This window comes from Nodosilinea sp. LEGE 07088 (assembly GCF_015207395.1).
Classification (GTDB): Bacteria; Cyanobacteriota; Cyanobacteriia; order Phormidesmidales; family Phormidesmidaceae; genus Nodosilinea.
In genome coordinates this window covers 1-17,722 of sequence record NZ_JADEWX010000008.1, presented here as the reverse complement: position 1 = coordinate 17,722, position 17,722 = coordinate 1, and the positions used below count along the sequence as shown (strand labels likewise).

The following is a 17,722-nucleotide window of genomic DNA, read 5'->3' as shown; positions in this document are numbered from 1 at the left end:
GTATGGACGTTTTTTACTCTAGTAGATCAAACAGCTTTTCTTCTAGACTCCCGCGCAGGGTCTGAAACTCTTCTGGGGTAACGACTTCCAACGAACCGTCACCTGTGCGGTGGGCAAAAATAAGCAGCGGATCTAGAGGTGTACAGAGCGTATATTCTTGATCTTCGTAGAAACAGGTAGCTAGAACCTGAAACTCTTCGGTCGCAGGGTTGCCAGCATCGTCGAGGTCATCTAACTCAAGGGTAAGACAATTGTCGTCTTCAGCATCAGGTAGATCACCGGCGGCTGTCAGGGTAATGGCTGTGCGTTGCAGGGTGAGATTTTGCTCAGCTAGCACAGCCTTAGCCGTTAGAAAAATTTTATCAATATCCTCGTCTTCTATATCCATGAGAATGTCGTCGTCATCCTCTTGCTGCCAAATAAAAATTTCAATGGGGGCGTCAATAGGCAGGAGGAGCAGATACTCGCGGCTGTTAAGTTGAAAGCTTTGCTCCACCTGGCAGGGCAAAAATCGGCCGGTATCATCCGTAAGCACTACGGCTGACTCGTCAGTAGGTTGGGTATTATCTGCCATGGAGGCTACTCTTCTCTTGGTGGCCAGGCCTGTAGAGTAGGGTCTACATCCCAGCATGAACACTGAACGGTTTTATCAGAATATCCCATCCTGTTACGTCTATTTACGATTGACGTCGTTCGTCTAACCAGCGCTGCAGGATAATAGCGGCAGCTTTGCGGTCAATCAAGGCTTTTTCTTGGGAGACAGATTGCCCTGCCGCTCGCATCAGTTGTTCGGCTTCCACTGAGCTGAGTCTTTCATCTACATAGATCACAGGCATGGTCAAGGCTACCCCCAGGCCCTCTGCTACCTTGCGTACCTGCCGCGCTTGAAACCCTTCTGCACCATCCATGTTGAGGGGTAACCCCACAACTAGAACCTGTGCCTGACGCACCTGAGCAATCTGCTGGATATCGGCTACCAGATCGGCAAAGGAACGACGGAGTAGGGTCGTTAGTCCGGTTGCGATCAGTCCGGTGCCGTCACAGCCGGCCACGCCGACGCGTCGTCGACCGATGTCTAAGCCCAACGCTGAAATGGGTGCCATAAAATCCCAGAATCACCAATTTTTAATGGTCTCCCTCAGAGGTTAGGGCAGCAGGGCTACTCTCAGGGAGATGGGGACGCATTAAGGGAGGCCAATGCTCGGCTGACCAAGTCAGTCGCCCCGGTACTGGCTTACCAGAGGGCTGGAGCCCAGTCAGCATCTCCGAAAGCTGGAGCCCTTCAAGGGAGAGATGACGTGCCTCGCGCACCTTATGCCAAACTGAACGTGACATCAGCAGCGCGTGGGACTCGGGATGGGTTTGACTTTGGGTAAAACAAGCTTCGCGTTCGGGCTGATAGTCGAAGGAGGTGAGCCGCAGAGACTGAGCCGGAAAAGGTCGTAAGATCTTTGCCATCTGAGTCATCAGCTCAGGGTAGAGCCACGTATAGGCTGGGTGGACAGTCAGGTCGGCCTCATGGGGTTGCTTACCGTCTCGGGAAATAGCCAGCGTGAACTGAGCGATCGCCGCCTTGCGCTGCTGCTCAAAGACGTAGGCGCTAACGGTTTCGATCTGGTTAACGATGCGATCGGCCGTGGCCTTGGCCGTGGCCAATACGTTGACTTTGAAGTCTTGAATCTGATGGTCAAAGACCTGACGTACCAGGGGCGGCATAGAGGCGGTGTCTAGCTGGTAAAGTAGCTGCGCGTCGGCGTTAGTAATGGGCAGCAGGTTGGGAAGATCTGGTTCACGTTCGGCCAGGGTGACGATTTGATCAGGCTCTAATGACCAATAGGTAACTTGGGCTAGGGGCTGAAAGCCGTTGAAGCGATACAGCGCTAAGGCAGACTTGTGGTTGACGTCAACCTCCAGCATCCAGGTTCTGGCTTCCCAAACCACTTCAAAGCAGTGGCGCAACAGGCGAGAGCCAATATCTATGTAGCCCGCTGACGTGGTGGTGTGGCCTAGGGTTTGGCGGTTAATCACAACCTGCTCAACCCGCCAGGTGCTGCGAGTGCGGTTGAAGGGTGACACTTGTATTAACCCCACCAGGCGACCTTGGCGCTCAGCGACGAAGGTAGTACAGCCTTGAGGCATAGGGCCGGGTAGCCAGCCCATGACCTTGAGCGGGCCGTACCAGCGACGCTGATAGTCTAGCCAGGAAACGATTGCCTCAGCGGCGTCATCATCACCACCAGCCTCAAGTTCTTCGGGCTGCCACTGCTTGAGGTTATCTAGATCACGGTATTGCAGCTGCCTTACCAATAGGGCGGGGCCAGGGGATGTCATAGGTGCCATAGGATCTCAGGGATCTGACCTGTATGCCGTCATCCTAGCCGATTTTCCTGATTTCCACACCGAGCTGTTTACCGAGAAACGATGGCAACGACCCCTACGGGCTAATCTCAAGGGACTGCTCTGGCTCAAAGCACTGGCGCGCTAGGATCTCTAAAAATAACCGTTTACAAAACTTATAATGTAAGCGACGATTGCATCTATAGCTTTTGTGCAGCTGATTGATTGAGATAGTAGTCAAGGCCCGAGTTGCACTGGCTAGACAAGCGGTATTTAGGACTTACCATGAGAAATCTTTTAGCCATTGAGCGGTTTTGCCTATACGGTCATATCGTTGCTATGGTCTTTGGCCTGGCTGGCTTGCTATGGGTGGTACCTCACCCTGGGGTGCTGGAATATTTGCCAGCAGGGCAAACGCTGTTTAGATGGAGTATGGCCGGTGGGGGGGTGGGCTACATTCTGCTGGGAACAGTGGCCGTGGCAATCTATGCCTACCGTACCCTGGGGATGGGTAGTCTTGTTACCTTCGCGATCGCGGCGGTGGGCATCTCGGTGACCAGCGAACTACTGGGCACCAGTACTGGATTTCCCTTTGGTCACTACAGCTACCTCAATGGGCTGGGCTATAAGATTGCTGGGCTAGTTCCGTTTACGATTCCGCTGTCGTGGTTTTATCTCGGCTTGTCTTCGTTTTTGCTCGCTCGTAGCGGGTTAGCGGCGGGGGGCGGGGCCGGGCGCTATGGCTGGGTACAGTCGATTGGGGCGGTGCTGCTCGGTTCCGTGTTACTGACATCGTGGGATTTTGTGCTTGACCCCGCTATGAGTCAAACGGCGATGCCATTTTGGTACTGGCACGAGCCGGGCGCTTTCTTTGGCATGCCCTATCAAAACTTTGCCGGCTGGCTGGGCACTGGAGTCGTGTTCATGGGAGTTGCGCTTGGGCTGTGGAAGCGGTTTAGGTTTTCGTCAGATCTCGATCAAAATCAACTGGTTTTACCGCTCATGGTGTACCTAGCAAACTTTGGGTTTGCTTTGGTCATGAGCTTGGCCGCTGGTTTTTATGTCCCCATTGTCCTGGGCATTTTGACCGGTGCGTTGCCCGCTGTTTTGTGCTGGCGCGCTACGGCCCAGGAGCCTGGGGATGGCGATAACGTCATGACAGCCCCCATAGATGCTGCCGTGACGGCCAAGGTGGCGCTCAAGTAGGCCCCACGTTCAGAGATGATGATCTTGGTTTGGCCATTTTGAGGTGTGCTTTTGCCTGTTGATGTAGTCGCCCCGTTTCCCTGGTTGAGTGCCCTGGCAACGGTGGTGTTGATGGTGCAGTTGCCCATGGTGGCTGTACTGCTATCGAGGTTGGTGCGCGGCCCTTTCCGCCGTCCACCCCTAGGGCCAGCTCAGCCTACGCCTGATCAACTCGGTACAGTATCGGTCGTTGTGCCAACCCTAAACGAGGCAGAGCGTTTGCGTCCCTGCTTAGAGGGTTTAACTCAACAAAGCTATGAGCTGCGCGAGATACTAGTGGTCGATAGTCGTTCAACCGATGGCACCCAAGCTGTTGTTGAGGACTATCAGGCTAGTGACCCCCGGCTGCGGCTGCTCGAAGACGAGCCGCTACCCCCAGGATGGATCGGTCGCCCTTGGGCCCTAGACTATGGCTTTCGTCACACAGCATCGGCTAGCACCTGGGTGTTGGGCATCGATGCCGATACGCAGCCGCAGCCAGGTCTGATTGCGGCTTTGGCTGGGGCTATGGAGCGAGATGGCTATGACCTGGTGTCATTGGCCCCCCGCTTTATTCTCAAACAGCCTGGTGAGTTTTGGCTACAACCAGCTTTGCTAATGACCCTGGTCTATCGGTTTGGCCCGGCGGGAAGTTTGAGTGATAGTCCCCAGCGCGTCATGGCCAATGGTCAATGTTTTATGGTGCGGCGATCGCTGCTAGATCAGCTCGGTGGCTATCAATTAGCGTCAGCCTCATTCTGCGATGATGTCACCCTGGCTCGCTGCGCAGCTGCGCAGGGGGCCAAGGTCGGGTTTTGGGACGGCAGCCGTTTGCTCAAGGTGCGCATGTACGAGAGCATGGCCGACACCTGGCAGGAGTGGGGCCGCTCCCTCGATTTAAAGGATGCTGCTCCAGCGACTCAGATCTGGTGGGATTGGTGGTTTTTGGCATGGGTACAGGGAGCCCCGTGGGTACTGGTTCCTAGCCTATGGATACTGAAGCTGGGGGGGGGTGCAGACTGGTCTTTGACGCTGCAACTGCTGCTGGTTGTCAATCTTGCGCTACTAGTCATTCGCTTGGGTATGCAGGCGGCGATTGCATCAGCCTATGACATTAAAGGCGCACCGGGAGCCTGGGCCTTTTGGCTATCGCCTCTGGCAGATTTGGCGGCGGTAGCCAGAATAGGATTATCTTCTTGGCGGCGACCGACCCAGTGGCGGGGTAGAACCTACGCTGCGATGGAGTCAGCAAAATAGATGCAGTACCTGGCCGCCCCTGGGCGGCTACCATCCTGAGGGCCGATTTGTCGTTTTCAGTGGCTCAATCTGCCCAGGCATTGAAGGGATGACGGGCGAGGTTGGCGTTTAGATAACGGGGGTCGTGACTGACGTCCGCCCCAATCCAAGCGGGCAGCTCTACAAATTGGTCTGGGCTGGTTAACTCAACTTCAGCAATAATCAAGCCCTGGTTGTCGCCCCAAAACTCGTCTATTTCCCACACCACGCCACCCTGGGGCAGCCGGTAGCGGGTTTTTTCAATTAGAGGGGGCTGACAGAGGGTTGTCAGTATAGCTTGGGCATCTGCCACCGGGATCGGGTATTCAAACTCGAGTCGTATCAGGCCCTTGGCTGGCCCTTTGAGGGTCAGATAGGCGCGATCGCCCACCTGCCGTACCCTAACTGTACGAGCATCCTCGGTTGGAATGTAGCCCTGGCACATCAGTTCGCCTGAGGCTCCGGAACGCCAACTATCGCCTACTACCAAAAACTTGCGCTCAATTTCTTGACCCATCGGGGTTGCTCTAGGGGGTATGCTTGTAGCCTAACCCACGGTGACCTTGAGTCGCGGGGGCATGGCTATCTTCAAGCTAGCCATGTTTCAAACCCACCCTAATCTTGCTAAGCAATACGCCTCAGGACGTAGCTGGTTAACTCTTGTAGCGCCTGGCGAGCCGCAGAAGGCGGTAAATGCTCTAAACAGACAGCGGCCTCGCGAGCATGATTTGCCGCTAGTTCCCGAGATTGGGCAATGCCGTGGCTGCTATGTACCAAGTCAATAGCTTGTTTGAAGTCGTTAGCCTCAGAAAACTCACGCTCAATCAGAGTGGTTAAAAAGGGATGCTCGGCCATGGCATAAAGCACCGGAGCAGTCAAGTTACCGCTGCGGAGATCAGAGCAGGCAGGCTTGCCCAAAACATCATCGGAGCTAGTGAAGTCGAGAATGTCATCAACTATCTGAAAAGCTAAACCCAAGTGTCTACCATAGTCATACAGTTGTTCAATAATGGCTTCAGGCACATCGCTCAAGACGCCTGCTGCCTTGGCACTATTGGCCATCAGAGACGCGGTTTTGAAATAGCTTTTGTCGATATAGGCTTCTAGCGAGAGGCTGGTGTCAAAGCGGTTTAAGCCCTGCTGGATCTCGCCTTCGGCTAAATCCATAATGACTTGGGAGAGCAGCTTGACAACCCGTAGGTTATCGAGATTTGCCAGATACCATGACGCCTGGGCAAACAAAAAGTCGCCAGCGAGTACGGCAATGCGATTGCCAAAGCTACTGTGCACCGTCGGCACCCCCCGCCGAAGGCTGGCTTCGTCAACGACATCGTCATGCACCAGGCTGGCCGTGTGAATCATTTCGGTGATCTCAGCTAAGCGGCGGTGCTTAGCCGTAATCTCTTGATCAATCAGGGTAGCCCTAGAGAGCAGCAGCACAATGGCTGGCCGCAATCGCTTGCCACCAGCGCCGAACAAGTGTTCCGCTGCGGCTGACAGAATAGGATGCCTTGCCCCGATTAACCCCTTGAGATTTTGGGTCATTAGATCAAGGTCGGACTCAACGGGTGAAAATAAAGAAGTTACTGAAGTCATGGACCCCGGCAAAAGCGGTAAAGTTACGAATTTTTACATATTCTATCGTCATTCTAAGACAACCCCAGGGTCAGTATGGGGAAAAGCTTTGCCTTTTTGCCCTGCTTGCAGCCTAGAAACCAGCTAGGACTAGGGTTTGGTTCTCACGCTGAAACCTTAAATTTCACTAGATCACAGCGGCTTTGGCGCGATCGCATTAGAGATGCCGCCGACACCCACACCATGCCGTTTGAGGCGGCAAATTTAAATCACACCGGGGCCTAAATTGCCTCTCCAGCGCAAGAATATCGTGATAAACTAAAAATTAAGAATTTATCAAGTAAACAGACCGGGGCTGACCAAAAAAAACTTTGCAGGCCTTGTTGTATTTACTGAATGTGAGTTGATCGCGGCGTTGGATGGGTTCTGCCACTGTTTTTGCAGACGCCAGATCATGCTTACTTGCTTGTAGGGAGTGTGCTTTCACTCCTTACTCTTCTTGGGCGTCAGTTTTTCCACTGTGAAGGATATTTTCGCGCGGTCTTGATACCGTCGTGACTTCTTATAGATCGATATTAGTTTTTGTTCCTCACCTACCCGTCTCCGTCGATGACCTACTCCGCCTCTCTCCTTGTTATTCCAGTATTGGCTATCGCTTATCTGCTGTTGGTCTATGGGATGTTGACCTTGGCCAAACGAGCGAGTGGATCACGTCGTTCTGAGAGTTAGGCTCTCGTGCCTAGAGCTTTGGTCGAACAGCTAGCTCTGGCAAATAAATCTGATTTACCGCAGGTCGGTGACCGAGCCACCGCACCGCTAGGTTCGCAAACTCAATAGCTGATCCGCTGACGCAAAATTCTGTCGCTTGAGCAGGAAGACTGCTGCGCAACCCCAGAGCATCTAACTCTTGGGCGCCGGCGGCAACCATAGAGATGGCCGGGTCAATATATTGCATGGCATTGGGTAGAATCGCCTGCAGCACCGATTTCAGGTGGGGATAGTGGGTGCAGCCATACACTAAGGTATCGATTTCAGCCGCCATGAGTGGTTGTAGGTAGGTGGCGGCGGTCACTTTAGTAGAGGAATCTCGAAGACGATTCTGCTCGACAATGGGTACAAACTTTGGGCAGCCTACCTCCCAGACTTGACAGGTCGAGTCAATTTCTTGAATCGCGCAGGTGTAGGCTCGGCTGGCAACGGTAGCCTGGGTGGCGATCACGCCGATGCGTTTTCCCCGGAGTGCAGCAGCTTGAGCACCGGGGCGAATGAGCCCTAGGACAGGAAAGGGAAAGTCTCCCTGAATTTGGTCAAGGGCAAGGGCAGAGCTGGTATTGCAGGCCATCATCACCATCTTGACGCCCCGGTCGGCCATCCAGGTCAAGATCTGGCGCACAAAATAGAGAATTTCTTCGGGCGATCGCGCTCCGTAGGGCAATCGTGCGGTATCGCCAAAGTACAGTACCGACTCATTGGGCAACTGGCGGTAAATCTCTCGCAGCACCGTTAGGCCGCCAACACCACTGTCAAAAATGCCGATAGGGGCTGGCTGTTTAGAAGTTGACAAAGGATGATTGAGCCCGTTGTTCATGGGTGCTGAGGCCTATGACCAAAAAAATAATCTCAATGAGTCTACAGGGTTTTGGCGCTAGCGCTGCTGTCAGCAGAAAAAGTTGTGGGAGGTTATGACGACGGATACCCATAGCCATGGGCCGTTTTGTAGTACGTGAGTAGATGCTAACGACGCAGATCGCTGTACATCTCAGGCCCCACTCAGGTTTGCATCCTAGACTTAAATCCAGGGCGACGAAAATCTATAGTGCCATAGGGTTGCTACATCGATGACACATCGTTGCGATATGGCATCGGTATATTCCAAAAGGAGGAGCTGGGCTTGGCGGCAGCCCTGGCCATGGTTGAAAGTCGACCAATTCAACAGGTTCGGTTTTCCTGGGGGGCAAACCCCAACGGGTAAGGCTGTCAGATCTTAGACAATCAAGGTGTCTTGAAAGCAGGAAAGCCAACCTGTAATTGAAACATCTGATGCAGTCCTATCTGCTTGAGTTAGTTAACTTGGACTAAGGAAACAAAGTTGTGAATCTACCCGTCGATTACATAACTACACATGTAGTACTTTACGCAACAAGGCAGTTGCTATATCCTGGAGGAACAAACTCATAATGGCTTCGGGTTCTGTGAGTGGGATCTAAATCCTGGGACAGACCTTTAGTCACTTGTGTCACAGCTTGACTCACTGCATTTTTATAGCTTCGTATTGCAAGTGATGAATTTGTTCCTGACCGGGTTTGGTTGGTTGAGAAACATTTAGAACGCAATCTGGCTAAGGCGGTCAAGCGTATATCAGGGACAGGTAGGGTTAGTGAAGATGGAGGTAGGCATACGATGGTCTGCCCAGCTCAGTCGATATTGTCTTCACGCTCTATAGGGTAAGGCTCCTGAGCTTGCAAGGTTAGGTATTGATTGTCGGTAGACCTGGCTCAGTCAGTGGTTGGGATCGTTCTCAAGATTTCTATGGTTTGGATGTCAGCGTTTGCAGCATTGCCAGTGGAGGAAAGGTTAATTACATGGCCAAAACAAAGACTCGTACATTAAAAAGTAAGCCTCTCTACAGTGCTGATGCTGTAAGAACCTATCTCCATGAGATCGGCAGAGTGCCGTTGCTTACCCACGAAGAGGAGATCATCTTCGGCAAGCAAGTACAAGCTTATATGGCTCTGTTAGAAGTCAAGGAAAACCTGGCTGAGAAACTGGGCCATGAACCCACTACTTTGGAGTGGGCTGAGGCAGCTGGGTTGACTGAAGACAAGTTCAAGCAGGCCGTGGGCCTGGGTGAGCGAGCTAAGCGCAAGATGATTGAGGCAAATTTGCGTCTTGTAGTTGCGATCGCCAAAAAGTATCAAAAACGCAACCTAGAATTTCTCGACCTGATTCAAGAGGGGACTCTGGGTTTGGAGCGCGGTGTTGAGAAGTTTGATCCCACTAAGGGATACAAATTTTCGACCTACGCCTACTGGTGGATTCGTCAGGCTATCACCCGTGCGATCGCCCAGCAGGCCCGCACCATTCGTCTGCCCATACACATCACCGAAAAACTCAACAAAATCAAGCGAGTGCAGCGAGAGCTGTCGCAACAGCTGGGCCGCAGCCCCAACGCCACCGAAATTGGTGAGGCGCTGGAGCTCGAACCCAAGCAGATCCGCGAGTTTTTAGTGTTGGCGCGGCAGCCCATTTCTCTCGATGTGCGCATTGGCGACAATCAAGACACCGAGCTACAAGAGCTGCTGGAAGACGACGGCATTTCTCCTGAGACCTTTACCGCCCAGGAATCGCTCAAGCAGGATATTCGCAATCTGTTGTCGGAGCTGACCCCGCAGCAGAAAGAGGTGATTACGCTGCGTTACGGTTTAGAAGACGGTAACGAGCTGTCGCTGGCTAAGGTGGGCAACCGCATGAATATCAGCCGGGAGCGAGTGCGTCAGCTAGAGCAGCAGGCTCTCAAGCACCTGCGTCGTCGTAAATCGACGATGCATGGCTACATTGCCAGCTAGCGTAAATTAGAGCTAAATCAAAACCAGCGCCTAGCTTAAGTTAGGCGCTGGTTTTTTTAGAGCCCGATCAGCGCCACCAACTCAGTCACTGCGTTGGAGATGGGGTCATATAGAGTGAGTCTGAGACCTGTAATAAGGTCAATTAAAGCCCTGTAGCCGGGTCGTCTAGGGCCTAAAACTGACCGGTCACACGCTTTTCAAACTCTTGCCGCACTGCCTCAGCAATGACCAGCGCTTCGGGATAAATATCGGCGTGGGCCTCTTTTAGCCAGGCCAGCAGACGGGAGAACTGGACGTTGCGTAACTCTAAGTCGGCCTGAAAAATGGATGCGGTAGCCATATGTTGGGCATAGCTGGGCGGATGCCCCTGTTTGACGAACTGAGCCGTGAGTGCCACGAGAGCTTCTTTGCGAATGTCAGGCTGATCTGAGGCCATCGAAAATTCCATGGTTTGGTTCTCTCTAGGTACAGCGGCACTTCGACAATAGGGCCGATCTATTGCATGGTCTGCTGATAGCATGCCCATTCCTCAGCGCTGGCCCCGAGTTGTAAGAAAACTCTAAGAAATGGAGAGTCAACAGGGCTGATCGGCCTTGCGATCAGCCTGACTAGGCTACGGTGACGCAACTCCTGACGATGCCCAGGATGACTGCCGTGAAGATGGCTATGGTCAACCGGTTAGCAGAATTTTATGGTTGGCCTCAAAGGCCTTGGTTGCTCTAAGGCTCGATTTTGACATGCCTGGCCCGGTTACAAAACTTCGTGGAACTGCCCTGGGCTACTGAGAGAGTTGAAGCAAAACAAAAGTTTCCTGGCCCTGACCAGGTCTGCCCTTTAGCATGCGTAAAGATATGGCTGATGATTTTTTGGCCATGAAAGTTAATTTACAAACTCTGATCGTGGTTGTTCCTGACGTACAGGGCTGCTGCGATCGCAACATCTCCCTAGGAGAGTAGCCATGAAACAAATTCCCGCTCCCCTCTTGACGCTCGTGATCGGTATTGTGGTCACCCTAGTCAGTCTATGGGTAGGGCAAAACAACAATATGCTGCCGGTACAGGCGTCGGAGCAGGCTCCCCTGGTGGATGATCTGTTTAACGTCATGGTTACCATTGGCACTGCCCTATTCATCGTGGTGCAGGGAGCCATTGTCTACTCCATGATTCGCTTTCGCCAGCGTAAGGGCGATGAGACCGATGGCCTACCCATCGAAGGCAACCTGCCCCTAGAGGTATTTTGGACCGCGATTCCTGCGGTGATAGTCGTTGGCCTGGGTCTCTACAGCGTGGTGGTGTTTCAAGAGATGGGCGGCTTTTCGCCCGGTGGCCACCACAACCACGGCACTATGGTGGCTATGGCACCTCAAAAATCAGTGATTGATGTGGCACCGCTGCTGTCACAGGCGAGCGAAGATGACCTGTTTTCTAAAACTCAGGTTTACGGCTTTGGGGCTGGCTCCCAGACCCTAGGCAACGTTCCGGATCTGACAGTTAATGTCGTCGGTATGCAGTACGCCTGGATCTTTACCTATCCAGACACCAACATTGTTGATGGTGAACTGCACGTGCCTGTAGGCCAAGACGTGCAGCTGATGATTGAAGCCAAGGACGTGATTCACTCTTTTTGGGTACCCCAGTTCCGTCTCAAGCAAGATGCTCTCCCCGGTGAGACAGCTGAGCTGAGATTTGTGGCTACCCGCGAGGGCACCTACCCCGTGGTGTGTGCGGAGCTCTGCGGGGCCTACCATGGCGGCATGCGCACCCAGGTAATTGTGCACTCTACCGAAGACTATGCCGACTGGATGGCCAGCCGAGTGGCGTCGGCTACTCCGACATCAACCGTGGCCCAGCCGATGGAGAATGCTACCGATGCCGAGTATCTAGCTGCGTTGGCCCCTGAGCTGGTTCAGGCTCCAGTGCAGATCGCTCAGATGTCCGCAATGAATATGGATCACGCCTCTCTACGCTAGGGCTTGATGCACCGGAAATGCTCACTAGGGCTGTGCCCGAGAGACTCGTTTCAGTGCTTTTGGCCCAGTGTTTTCAACTTCTCCAGTTTTGATAGCCGTTTATTAGCAACTCCTTATATGGCTCAAGCAGATATCTCCGTGGCCCCTGTGGTTGCCCAGGGTGGCCACAATCATCCCGACAAGTGGAAGTGGTACGACTACTTCACCTTTAATGTTGACCACAAAGTGATCGGCATTCAGTATTTAGTCACTTCGTTTTTGTTTTACCTGGTGGGTGGGTTCATGGCGGTGCTGATGCGCACTGAGCTAGCTACCCCTGACTCTGACTTTCTCACGCCTGAGCTTTACAACGCCTTTTTGACCAACCACGGCACGATTATGATCTTTCTGTGGATCGTGCCGGCGGCGATCGGCGGCTTTGGTAACTACCTGATCCCGCTGATGATTGGAGCGCGGGATATGGCGTTTCCGAAGCTCAATGCCATTGCCTTTTGGCTCAATCCTCCGGCGGGGGCGCTGTTGGTGGTGAGCTTTTTCGTCGGTGGTGGAGCCCAAGCGGGTTGGACATCTTACCCGCCCTTGAGCGAAATCACGGCTAACCTGCCCCAGACTCTGTGGTGTTTGGCCCTGGTCTTAGTGGGTACATCGTCTATCTTGGGCTCGGTAAATTTCTTGGTCACGATCTGGAAAATGCGGGTGCCCAGTATGGCCTGGGATGAGATGCCGCTGTTTTGTTGGGCGATGGTGGCTACGGCCATTTTGGCGCTGTTTGCTACCCCGGTATTGGCCGCTGCACTCATTCTGCTGGTGTTTGACATCAACTTTGGCACCTCCTTTTTTAAGCCCGATGCCGGGGGCAACGTGGTGGTCTATCAGCACCTCTTCTGGTTTTACTCACACCCGGCGGTATACCTCATGATTTTGCCGATTTTTGGCATTATGTCTGAGGTGATTCCGGTGCATGCTCGCAAGCCGATTTTTGGCTACAAGGCGATCGCATATTCCTCCATGACCATTTGTCTGGTGGGGTTGTTTGTGTGGGTGCATCACATGTTTACCAGCGGTACCGCCCCCTGGATGCGAATCTTCTTCACGATTTCAACGTTGATTGTGGCGGTGCCTACGGGGGTCAAGATCTTCAGCTGGGTAGCGACCCTGTGGGGAGGTAAAATTCGCTATACCACGGCCATGCTGTTTGCCGTGGGGCTGCTGTCGATGTTTGTCTTTGGGGGTCTCAGCGGTGTGACCCTGGGGGCAGCGCCCTTCGACATCCATGTGCACGACACCTACTATGTGGTCGGCCACTTCCACTACGTACTGTTTGGCGGCTCAGTGTTTGGCATCTATGCCGGAATTTATCACTGGTTCCCCAAGATGACCGGGCGCATGCTGAATGAGCCCCTGGGCAAGGTTCACTTTGTGCTTACCTTTATCGGCACCATTCTCACCTTCACTCCCATGCACTCCTTAGGGATTCAGGGCATGCCCCGACGGGTGGCGATGTATGACCCACAGTTTACCGACCTCAACCAGTTGGTGACCGTTGGATCATATATTTTGGCGGTATCAGTGATTCCGTTTTATATCAACGTGATCTGGAGCTGGATGGCGGGTAAAGAGGCGGGACCAAACCCCTGGAACGCTATGACCATGGAATGGACGACGGCTTCGCCGCCAATCATCGAAAATTGGGAGGTGCTGCCGGTGCTCACCCACGGCCCCTACGACTACGGCTTTGAGCCCAAGGAAGCGGCGACTGGTGAAGAAGCGCTAGTACCGAAATAGATCTTTCCAGTACCGCAGGTGGGCACCGCCCACCTGCGGTACTGCTCTACTTATACATCCCTTACTCCCCGGTATATTATGCAAGGCACTGTAGACTCCACCCCGGTTGTCACTGGCCATGAGCTAGCAACCCATGAAGAGCACCAAGATCTGCGGTTGCTCGGCCTGATCACCTTTCTGTGTTCAGAGTTTTTGATGTTCGCGGGCTTTTTTGCCGTGTTTTTGGTGTTTTGGGGCAGCAAAGCCGAATGGCCACCCAAAGAAACTGAGGTGGAACTGCTGCTGCCAGCGGTGAACACGTTCATTCTGGTGTCGAGTAGTTTGGTGATTAACCTGGGCACCAAGGCCATCAAAAACAATGACCTGGCGGGGCTACGCAAGTGGTTTGGCATTACCGCTGCCATGGGGGCCGTGTTTTTGGTGGGCCAGGTGTATGAGTATATGAACCTGGGCTACGGCCTCAAAACCAACTTGTTTAGCAACTGCTTTTACCTGATGACGGGCTTCCACGGGGCCCACGTGTTCATTGGGCTGATGCTGATCTTGGGCGTGCTGTGGCGATCGCGCCGCGCCAACCACTACAACGACATCACCCACACTGGCCCCGAGATGGCCGAGATCTACTGGCACTTTGTCGATATCGTTTGGATTGTGCTGTTTACTCTGATCTACCTGCTGACGCTGATCTAGGGTGGGAGTCAACTCACTCAAACCCCAGGGTTTTTCAAAAACCCTGGGGTTTTTGCTAGAGCCTAAATCTCCAGTTGCCCCTTGAGGATCTCGTAAAGCACGCGGGAGAGTTCGCGGCGCTGGAGGTTTTGGCGATCGATGGGGGTGCGGGCAAAGGCGCGATCGTAGACCTCGGGCATGGCCCGCTTGACCAAAAATGAGAGTTGTTCGCGGGTGATGGGGGCATTTGGAGCAAAGCGATTTCTGCCGACTCCGGCGATCATGCCGTGGGCATAGAGGGTTTCGATGGGTATGTAGGCCCAATGCTCACCGGGAACAACATCAGTAAAGGTTGGGTTTGCTGGCAGAGTGGTCGGGAGCTTGAGCAAGTTAGCTAGGGCTGTAGCCACTACAGCCCGACTGACCGGCGCATGGGGCCTGAAGGAGAGGTTTTTGGGGTTTTCGCTGCGCACGATACCCGCCGTCGCCATCACTTGAATCGACTCAAAATCGGGATCATTGTGGCTGATGTCGTTGAACCAGAAGATAGGAATGCCGTTGCGGGCCATGAACCCCTGAATTTTGCGAATGTGGCGTTCTTCGGTGGCTAATACTCTGGGGTCTAGCCCAGTCCACACCGCAAACGTCGCCAGAAACCCGCTGGCCTCGCCAATCGCCCACTCCATCGGGTGCATGCGGTAGGCGGCGTTGGTAATGTGGGTGGTGCCCAGGCTCTTGGCTGAGAGTACTAACCCATCGGTATCGCGCGGCACGAGTGCGCCCAAGGGCAGGGTAAAGGGCAGCGCAATCACATCTTTGCCCTTGGGGCTAACGTGGCCTGGGGCATCGTTGCCGTGCAGGTCGAGGTAGTGGTACTGGCCGATGCCCACCGAGTCGTCAAAGCAGTGAGCCCGCGCCAGGTCAGGGAAAAAGGTCTCGGCCACGTCGTCATGGCGAATAGTGGTCAGGGCAATGCCGCGCCGGGCTTCACGCACGTAGGGCTCCAGGGCAATGCCGTCGGAGGTCCAGGTGAGGTCACCCCTGGGCTTGAGGTCAGCGGCCCCGTGGGTTTGCAGGTAGTGGACGTAGGCTTGGGCTCGCCGCCGCGCCCGCTGCATGTGCAGGTGGCGCTCGTCGCGGTTGACCCCGACTAAGCGACCGGGGCGATAGTCGTTGCCGCAGCAAAAGGCCCGATTAGGCTCGCTGGAGGTACCCCAGTTGAGCACGGTGACATCGCCTGGGGAAACTTTTTTGTCGTGGGTTTGGGTTCTGAGGAGGCGACGATAGCGAAATATGCCGAAGTCGCTAAAGAAATCCCATTTTTGCCACTGGTCGGATTTGGCCTTGGTCCAGAAGTTATGGGTGAATTCTTTGAGCCCAATCCAGGGGGCGACCTCAAACTCGTCGGGCTTGCCGATGGCTACGCCCTTGCCCCGTGGCGTGTGCTCAATGACGACATCGAAGGTAATCGACTGCTGACACTGAGGCCGCGCATCTTCCGGCAAAATGGCCTCGCCAGTTTCGTGGCGGGCCTCTTGCCCGACCCGAGAGGGAATATGGCCCACCTCTAACAGGTCGCCCAGGTCGGTAGCTTCGACGGTGACCTGGGCGGTGACGGTGAAGGGGTGGCCAGACTGGGTGTCGCGAAAAATGACGCCCTGGACCTGAGACCGTCCGTTCACATTACCCATGACCACCTCGGCAGGCTCGGCAAAGGGAATCAGGGTCAGGCGACCGTCACGCAGATAGGGCAACAGGGCCTCATTCATAGCGGTGGCGGCCACCACTGGTGTGGTGGAAAGGGGGCTGACCCAACCGCCGCCGGGGTTAGCGACCTTTTTGCCGCCGACGGGTTGCAGTTCGCGCTGGCGATCGCGAAAGGCCCGCTGCGCTTTTGAAATTGCAAACTCTTCGCCATCGACGGTGTAGAGGGTGGCCTTGGCCTGGAGCAGATCGCCGTCGTCGGAAGCCGGTAGGGCCTGGGCGGTGAACTGACCCCCGACCACTTTGTGGGGTTGGACTAGACAGACATCCAGGTTGAGCCGTAGCGCCGTCAGGGTAGTGGTATAAGCTGCCGTTGAGCCACCGACGACCAAAATCGAGGCGGCTAGCTCGGCGCCATTGGCCGGACGGGTGAAGGCATTGTCGGTAAACAGCCCGTTCCGCTGGGTGACGGGGTTAGAGGCATGGGCCATGGTGAAGTTGAGTCTCTAGATTGGATCGATTTTAGGTGAAGAATCCAGGAGCGCGGCTAGGGCTGGGATGCTGACTGACATGAAACTATTGATCTGCCAGAACTGATACCAAAGCCTGTTTATTTACTCCCGATTCCTCAGGGCGAATGCCATTCGTCACAATTTGGCCTTTATGGAATCGGGGGTATAGGGTTAGGACTTGGTATGAGATCAATACTGAAAGGTCGGTGCTGAAGCATCTAGATCTATGCCTAATTATTTGAGTGGGATCTGCCGCTGGGGCGATTTGAGGCAGGGTGCTGCCAATTTATAACAGGGGAGATGGAGACCTAGCACTGACGGTTAGGTACAGTTTTTTTAGGAGACCCCTTATGAATATTCGTGCGATCGCAATTCAAGTCCGGCGATTTTTGACTGTAGGTTTAGCGGCTCTAGTACTGGGCTCTAGCCTGCTCTTTAGCTTTGGTGCCCCGGCGATGGCTCTGGGTAACGAGGCGGGTGACAAGGTACAAGCCCGAGCTGAGCAGGCCCTAGACCAGGTAGCTGGCGCTGGCACCGCTAACCAAATCAAAGGCCGCGCTCAAGAAGATATTGGCCGATTGCAGCGTTCCGCCAGCCAAGCTGAGGGCATTGGCAATCAAGTACAGGGCCGCGCCCAGCGCGACCTAGGCCGTACCCAGGGTGCCGTTGAGGATGCTGCCGATGCCGCTCAAGACTCTGCCGAAGGGCTCGTAGATAATGTGAAGAGTTTCTTTGGCCAGTAAGAGCATGATGGTGTACCTGGCTTGAGGCCATCTTGAGGCCACTTAGTCTTCTCCTCGCCCGGTTTTGAGGCCGGGCGCTATGATGGCGCATTTGCTGACAAACTCAGTAGCAAAGGGGTATCCACTTAAGCCGGGACGCTGGTAGAACTTGGAATGTCGGAGTCAGGAGCCAGAATGCCTGTCAATACTGACTTCTGGCTACTTCGCGATAGCAATGCCCTGCTCTGAGTTGATACCTTAACGGGTGACAACGTACCTAAAGAGCTTGCTGCATCAGGGATAGAGCATAGAGACCACGCTGAAAATAGCGATGTTTATGGGGTTTGAGCGCTATCAGTTGGAGTGCCCAGTCGGTCCATAACT

Annotated in this window: 16 protein-coding genes; 8 read left to right on the top strand and 8 right to left on the bottom strand. The window is 54.1% G+C overall.

Annotation, left to right across the window (positions count from 1 at the left end; translation table 11 throughout):
- Positions 1-13: 13 nt before the first annotated feature.
- The 3 genes from IQ254_RS03690 to IQ254_RS03680 all read right to left on the bottom strand — a co-directional run bounded on the left by IQ254_RS03690 (position 14) and on the right by IQ254_RS03680 (position 2,340).
- Complete coding sequence (locus IQ254_RS03690) at positions 14-574, bottom strand: DUF3727 domain-containing protein (RefSeq protein ID WP_193964487.1); 561 nt, start codon at positions 572-574, stop codon at positions 14-16.
- A 103-nt stretch (positions 575-677) separates the two neighbouring features.
- Positions 678-1,103, bottom strand: a complete 426-nt coding sequence (gene ruvX / locus IQ254_RS03685) for a Holliday junction resolvase RuvX (protein WP_193964485.1) — start codon at positions 1,101-1,103, stop codon at positions 678-680.
- Positions 1,104-1,125: 22 nt separating this feature from the next.
- Positions 1,126-2,340, bottom strand: a complete 1,215-nt coding sequence (locus tag IQ254_RS03680) for a GNAT family N-acetyltransferase (RefSeq protein ID WP_228040090.1) — start codon at positions 2,338-2,340, stop codon at positions 1,126-1,128.
- 282 nt (positions 2,341-2,622) lie between these two features.
- Between IQ254_RS03680 and cruF the strand changes: the two genes are divergently transcribed.
- Entirely contained in the window at positions 2,623-3,543 is a 921-nt protein-coding gene (cruF, locus tag IQ254_RS03675; protein ID WP_193964483.1) for a gamma-carotene 1'-hydroxylase CruF, read from the top strand.
- A 51-nt stretch (positions 3,544-3,594) separates the two neighbouring features.
- The gene (gene cruG, locus IQ254_RS03670) at positions 3,595-4,818 is read left to right on the top strand and encodes a 2'-O-glycosyltransferase CruG (protein ID WP_313887358.1); all 1,224 of its coding nucleotides are present in this window, start codon (positions 3,595-3,597) and stop codon (positions 4,816-4,818) included.
- A gap of 64 nt (positions 4,819-4,882) precedes the next feature.
- Here cruG and IQ254_RS03665 read toward each other — a convergent pair whose 3' ends face one another.
- Together IQ254_RS03665 and sds are read right to left on the bottom strand one after the other, a co-directional pair.
- Complete coding sequence (locus IQ254_RS03665) at positions 4,883-5,353, bottom strand: CYTH domain-containing protein (RefSeq protein WP_193964481.1); 471 nt, start codon at positions 5,351-5,353, stop codon at positions 4,883-4,885.
- A 107-nt stretch (positions 5,354-5,460) separates the two neighbouring features.
- Entirely contained in the window at positions 5,461-6,432 is a 972-nt protein-coding gene (gene sds, locus IQ254_RS03660) for a solanesyl diphosphate synthase (protein WP_193964479.1), read from the bottom strand.
- 75 nt (positions 6,433-6,507) lie between these two features.
- On the opposite strand from sds, the gene IQ254_RS03655 reads away from it, so the two are divergent.
- Positions 6,508-6,696 carry a hypothetical protein gene (locus IQ254_RS03655; RefSeq protein WP_193964477.1) on the top strand — a complete coding sequence of 63 codons (189 nt, stop codon included), beginning with the start codon at positions 6,508-6,510 and terminating at the stop codon, positions 6,694-6,696.
- Positions 6,697-7,150: 454 nt separating this feature from the next.
- Here IQ254_RS03655 and murI read toward each other — a convergent pair whose 3' ends face one another.
- Entirely contained in the window at positions 7,151-7,999 is an 849-nt protein-coding gene (murI, locus tag IQ254_RS03650; RefSeq protein WP_193964475.1) for a glutamate racemase, read from the bottom strand.
- 994 nt (positions 8,000-8,993) lie between these two features.
- Between murI and IQ254_RS03645 the strand changes: the two genes are divergently transcribed.
- Positions 8,994-9,977, top strand: coding sequence for an RNA polymerase sigma factor, RpoD/SigA family (locus IQ254_RS03645; RefSeq protein WP_193964473.1), 984 nt, complete (start codon positions 8,994-8,996; stop codon positions 9,975-9,977).
- Positions 9,978-10,149: 172 nt separating this feature from the next.
- Here IQ254_RS03645 and IQ254_RS03640 read toward each other — a convergent pair whose 3' ends face one another.
- Positions 10,150-10,425 carry a hypothetical protein gene (locus tag IQ254_RS03640; protein WP_193964471.1) on the bottom strand — a complete coding sequence of 92 codons (276 nt, stop codon included), beginning with the start codon at positions 10,423-10,425 and terminating at the stop codon, positions 10,150-10,152.
- Between the two features lie 510 nt (positions 10,426-10,935).
- Here IQ254_RS03640 and IQ254_RS03635 point away from each other — a divergent pair.
- The 3 genes from IQ254_RS03635 to IQ254_RS03625 all read left to right on the top strand — a co-directional run bounded on the left by IQ254_RS03635 (position 10,936) and on the right by IQ254_RS03625 (position 14,421).
- Positions 10,936-11,946: a cytochrome c oxidase subunit II gene (locus tag IQ254_RS03635; protein ID WP_193964469.1), complete on the top strand. Its 1,011-nt coding sequence runs from the start codon at positions 10,936-10,938 to the stop codon at positions 11,944-11,946.
- Positions 11,947-12,063: 117 nt separating this feature from the next.
- Positions 12,064-13,731 (top strand): cytochrome c oxidase subunit I, encoded by a 1,668-nt coding sequence (ctaD, locus tag IQ254_RS03630; protein WP_193964467.1) that lies wholly within the window; start codon positions 12,064-12,066, stop codon positions 13,729-13,731.
- Between the two features lie 78 nt (positions 13,732-13,809).
- Positions 13,810-14,421 (top strand): heme-copper oxidase subunit III, encoded by a 612-nt coding sequence (locus tag IQ254_RS03625; protein WP_193964465.1) that lies wholly within the window; start codon positions 13,810-13,812, stop codon positions 14,419-14,421.
- Between the two features lie 62 nt (positions 14,422-14,483).
- Here the strand turns inward: IQ254_RS03625 and IQ254_RS03620 are convergent, their stop codons facing one another.
- A complete protein-coding gene (locus tag IQ254_RS03620) occupies positions 14,484-16,595 on the bottom strand; it encodes an FAD-dependent oxidoreductase (RefSeq protein ID WP_193964464.1) in 2,112 nt (703 codons plus the stop codon).
- Between the two features lie 371 nt (positions 16,596-16,966).
- On the opposite strand from IQ254_RS03620, the gene IQ254_RS03615 reads away from it, so the two are divergent.
- On the top strand, positions 16,967-17,359 hold the full coding sequence (locus IQ254_RS03615) for a CsbD family protein (protein ID WP_228040083.1): 393 nt from the start codon (positions 16,967-16,969) through the stop codon (positions 17,357-17,359).
- The last annotated feature ends 363 nt before the right edge of the window (positions 17,360-17,722 follow it).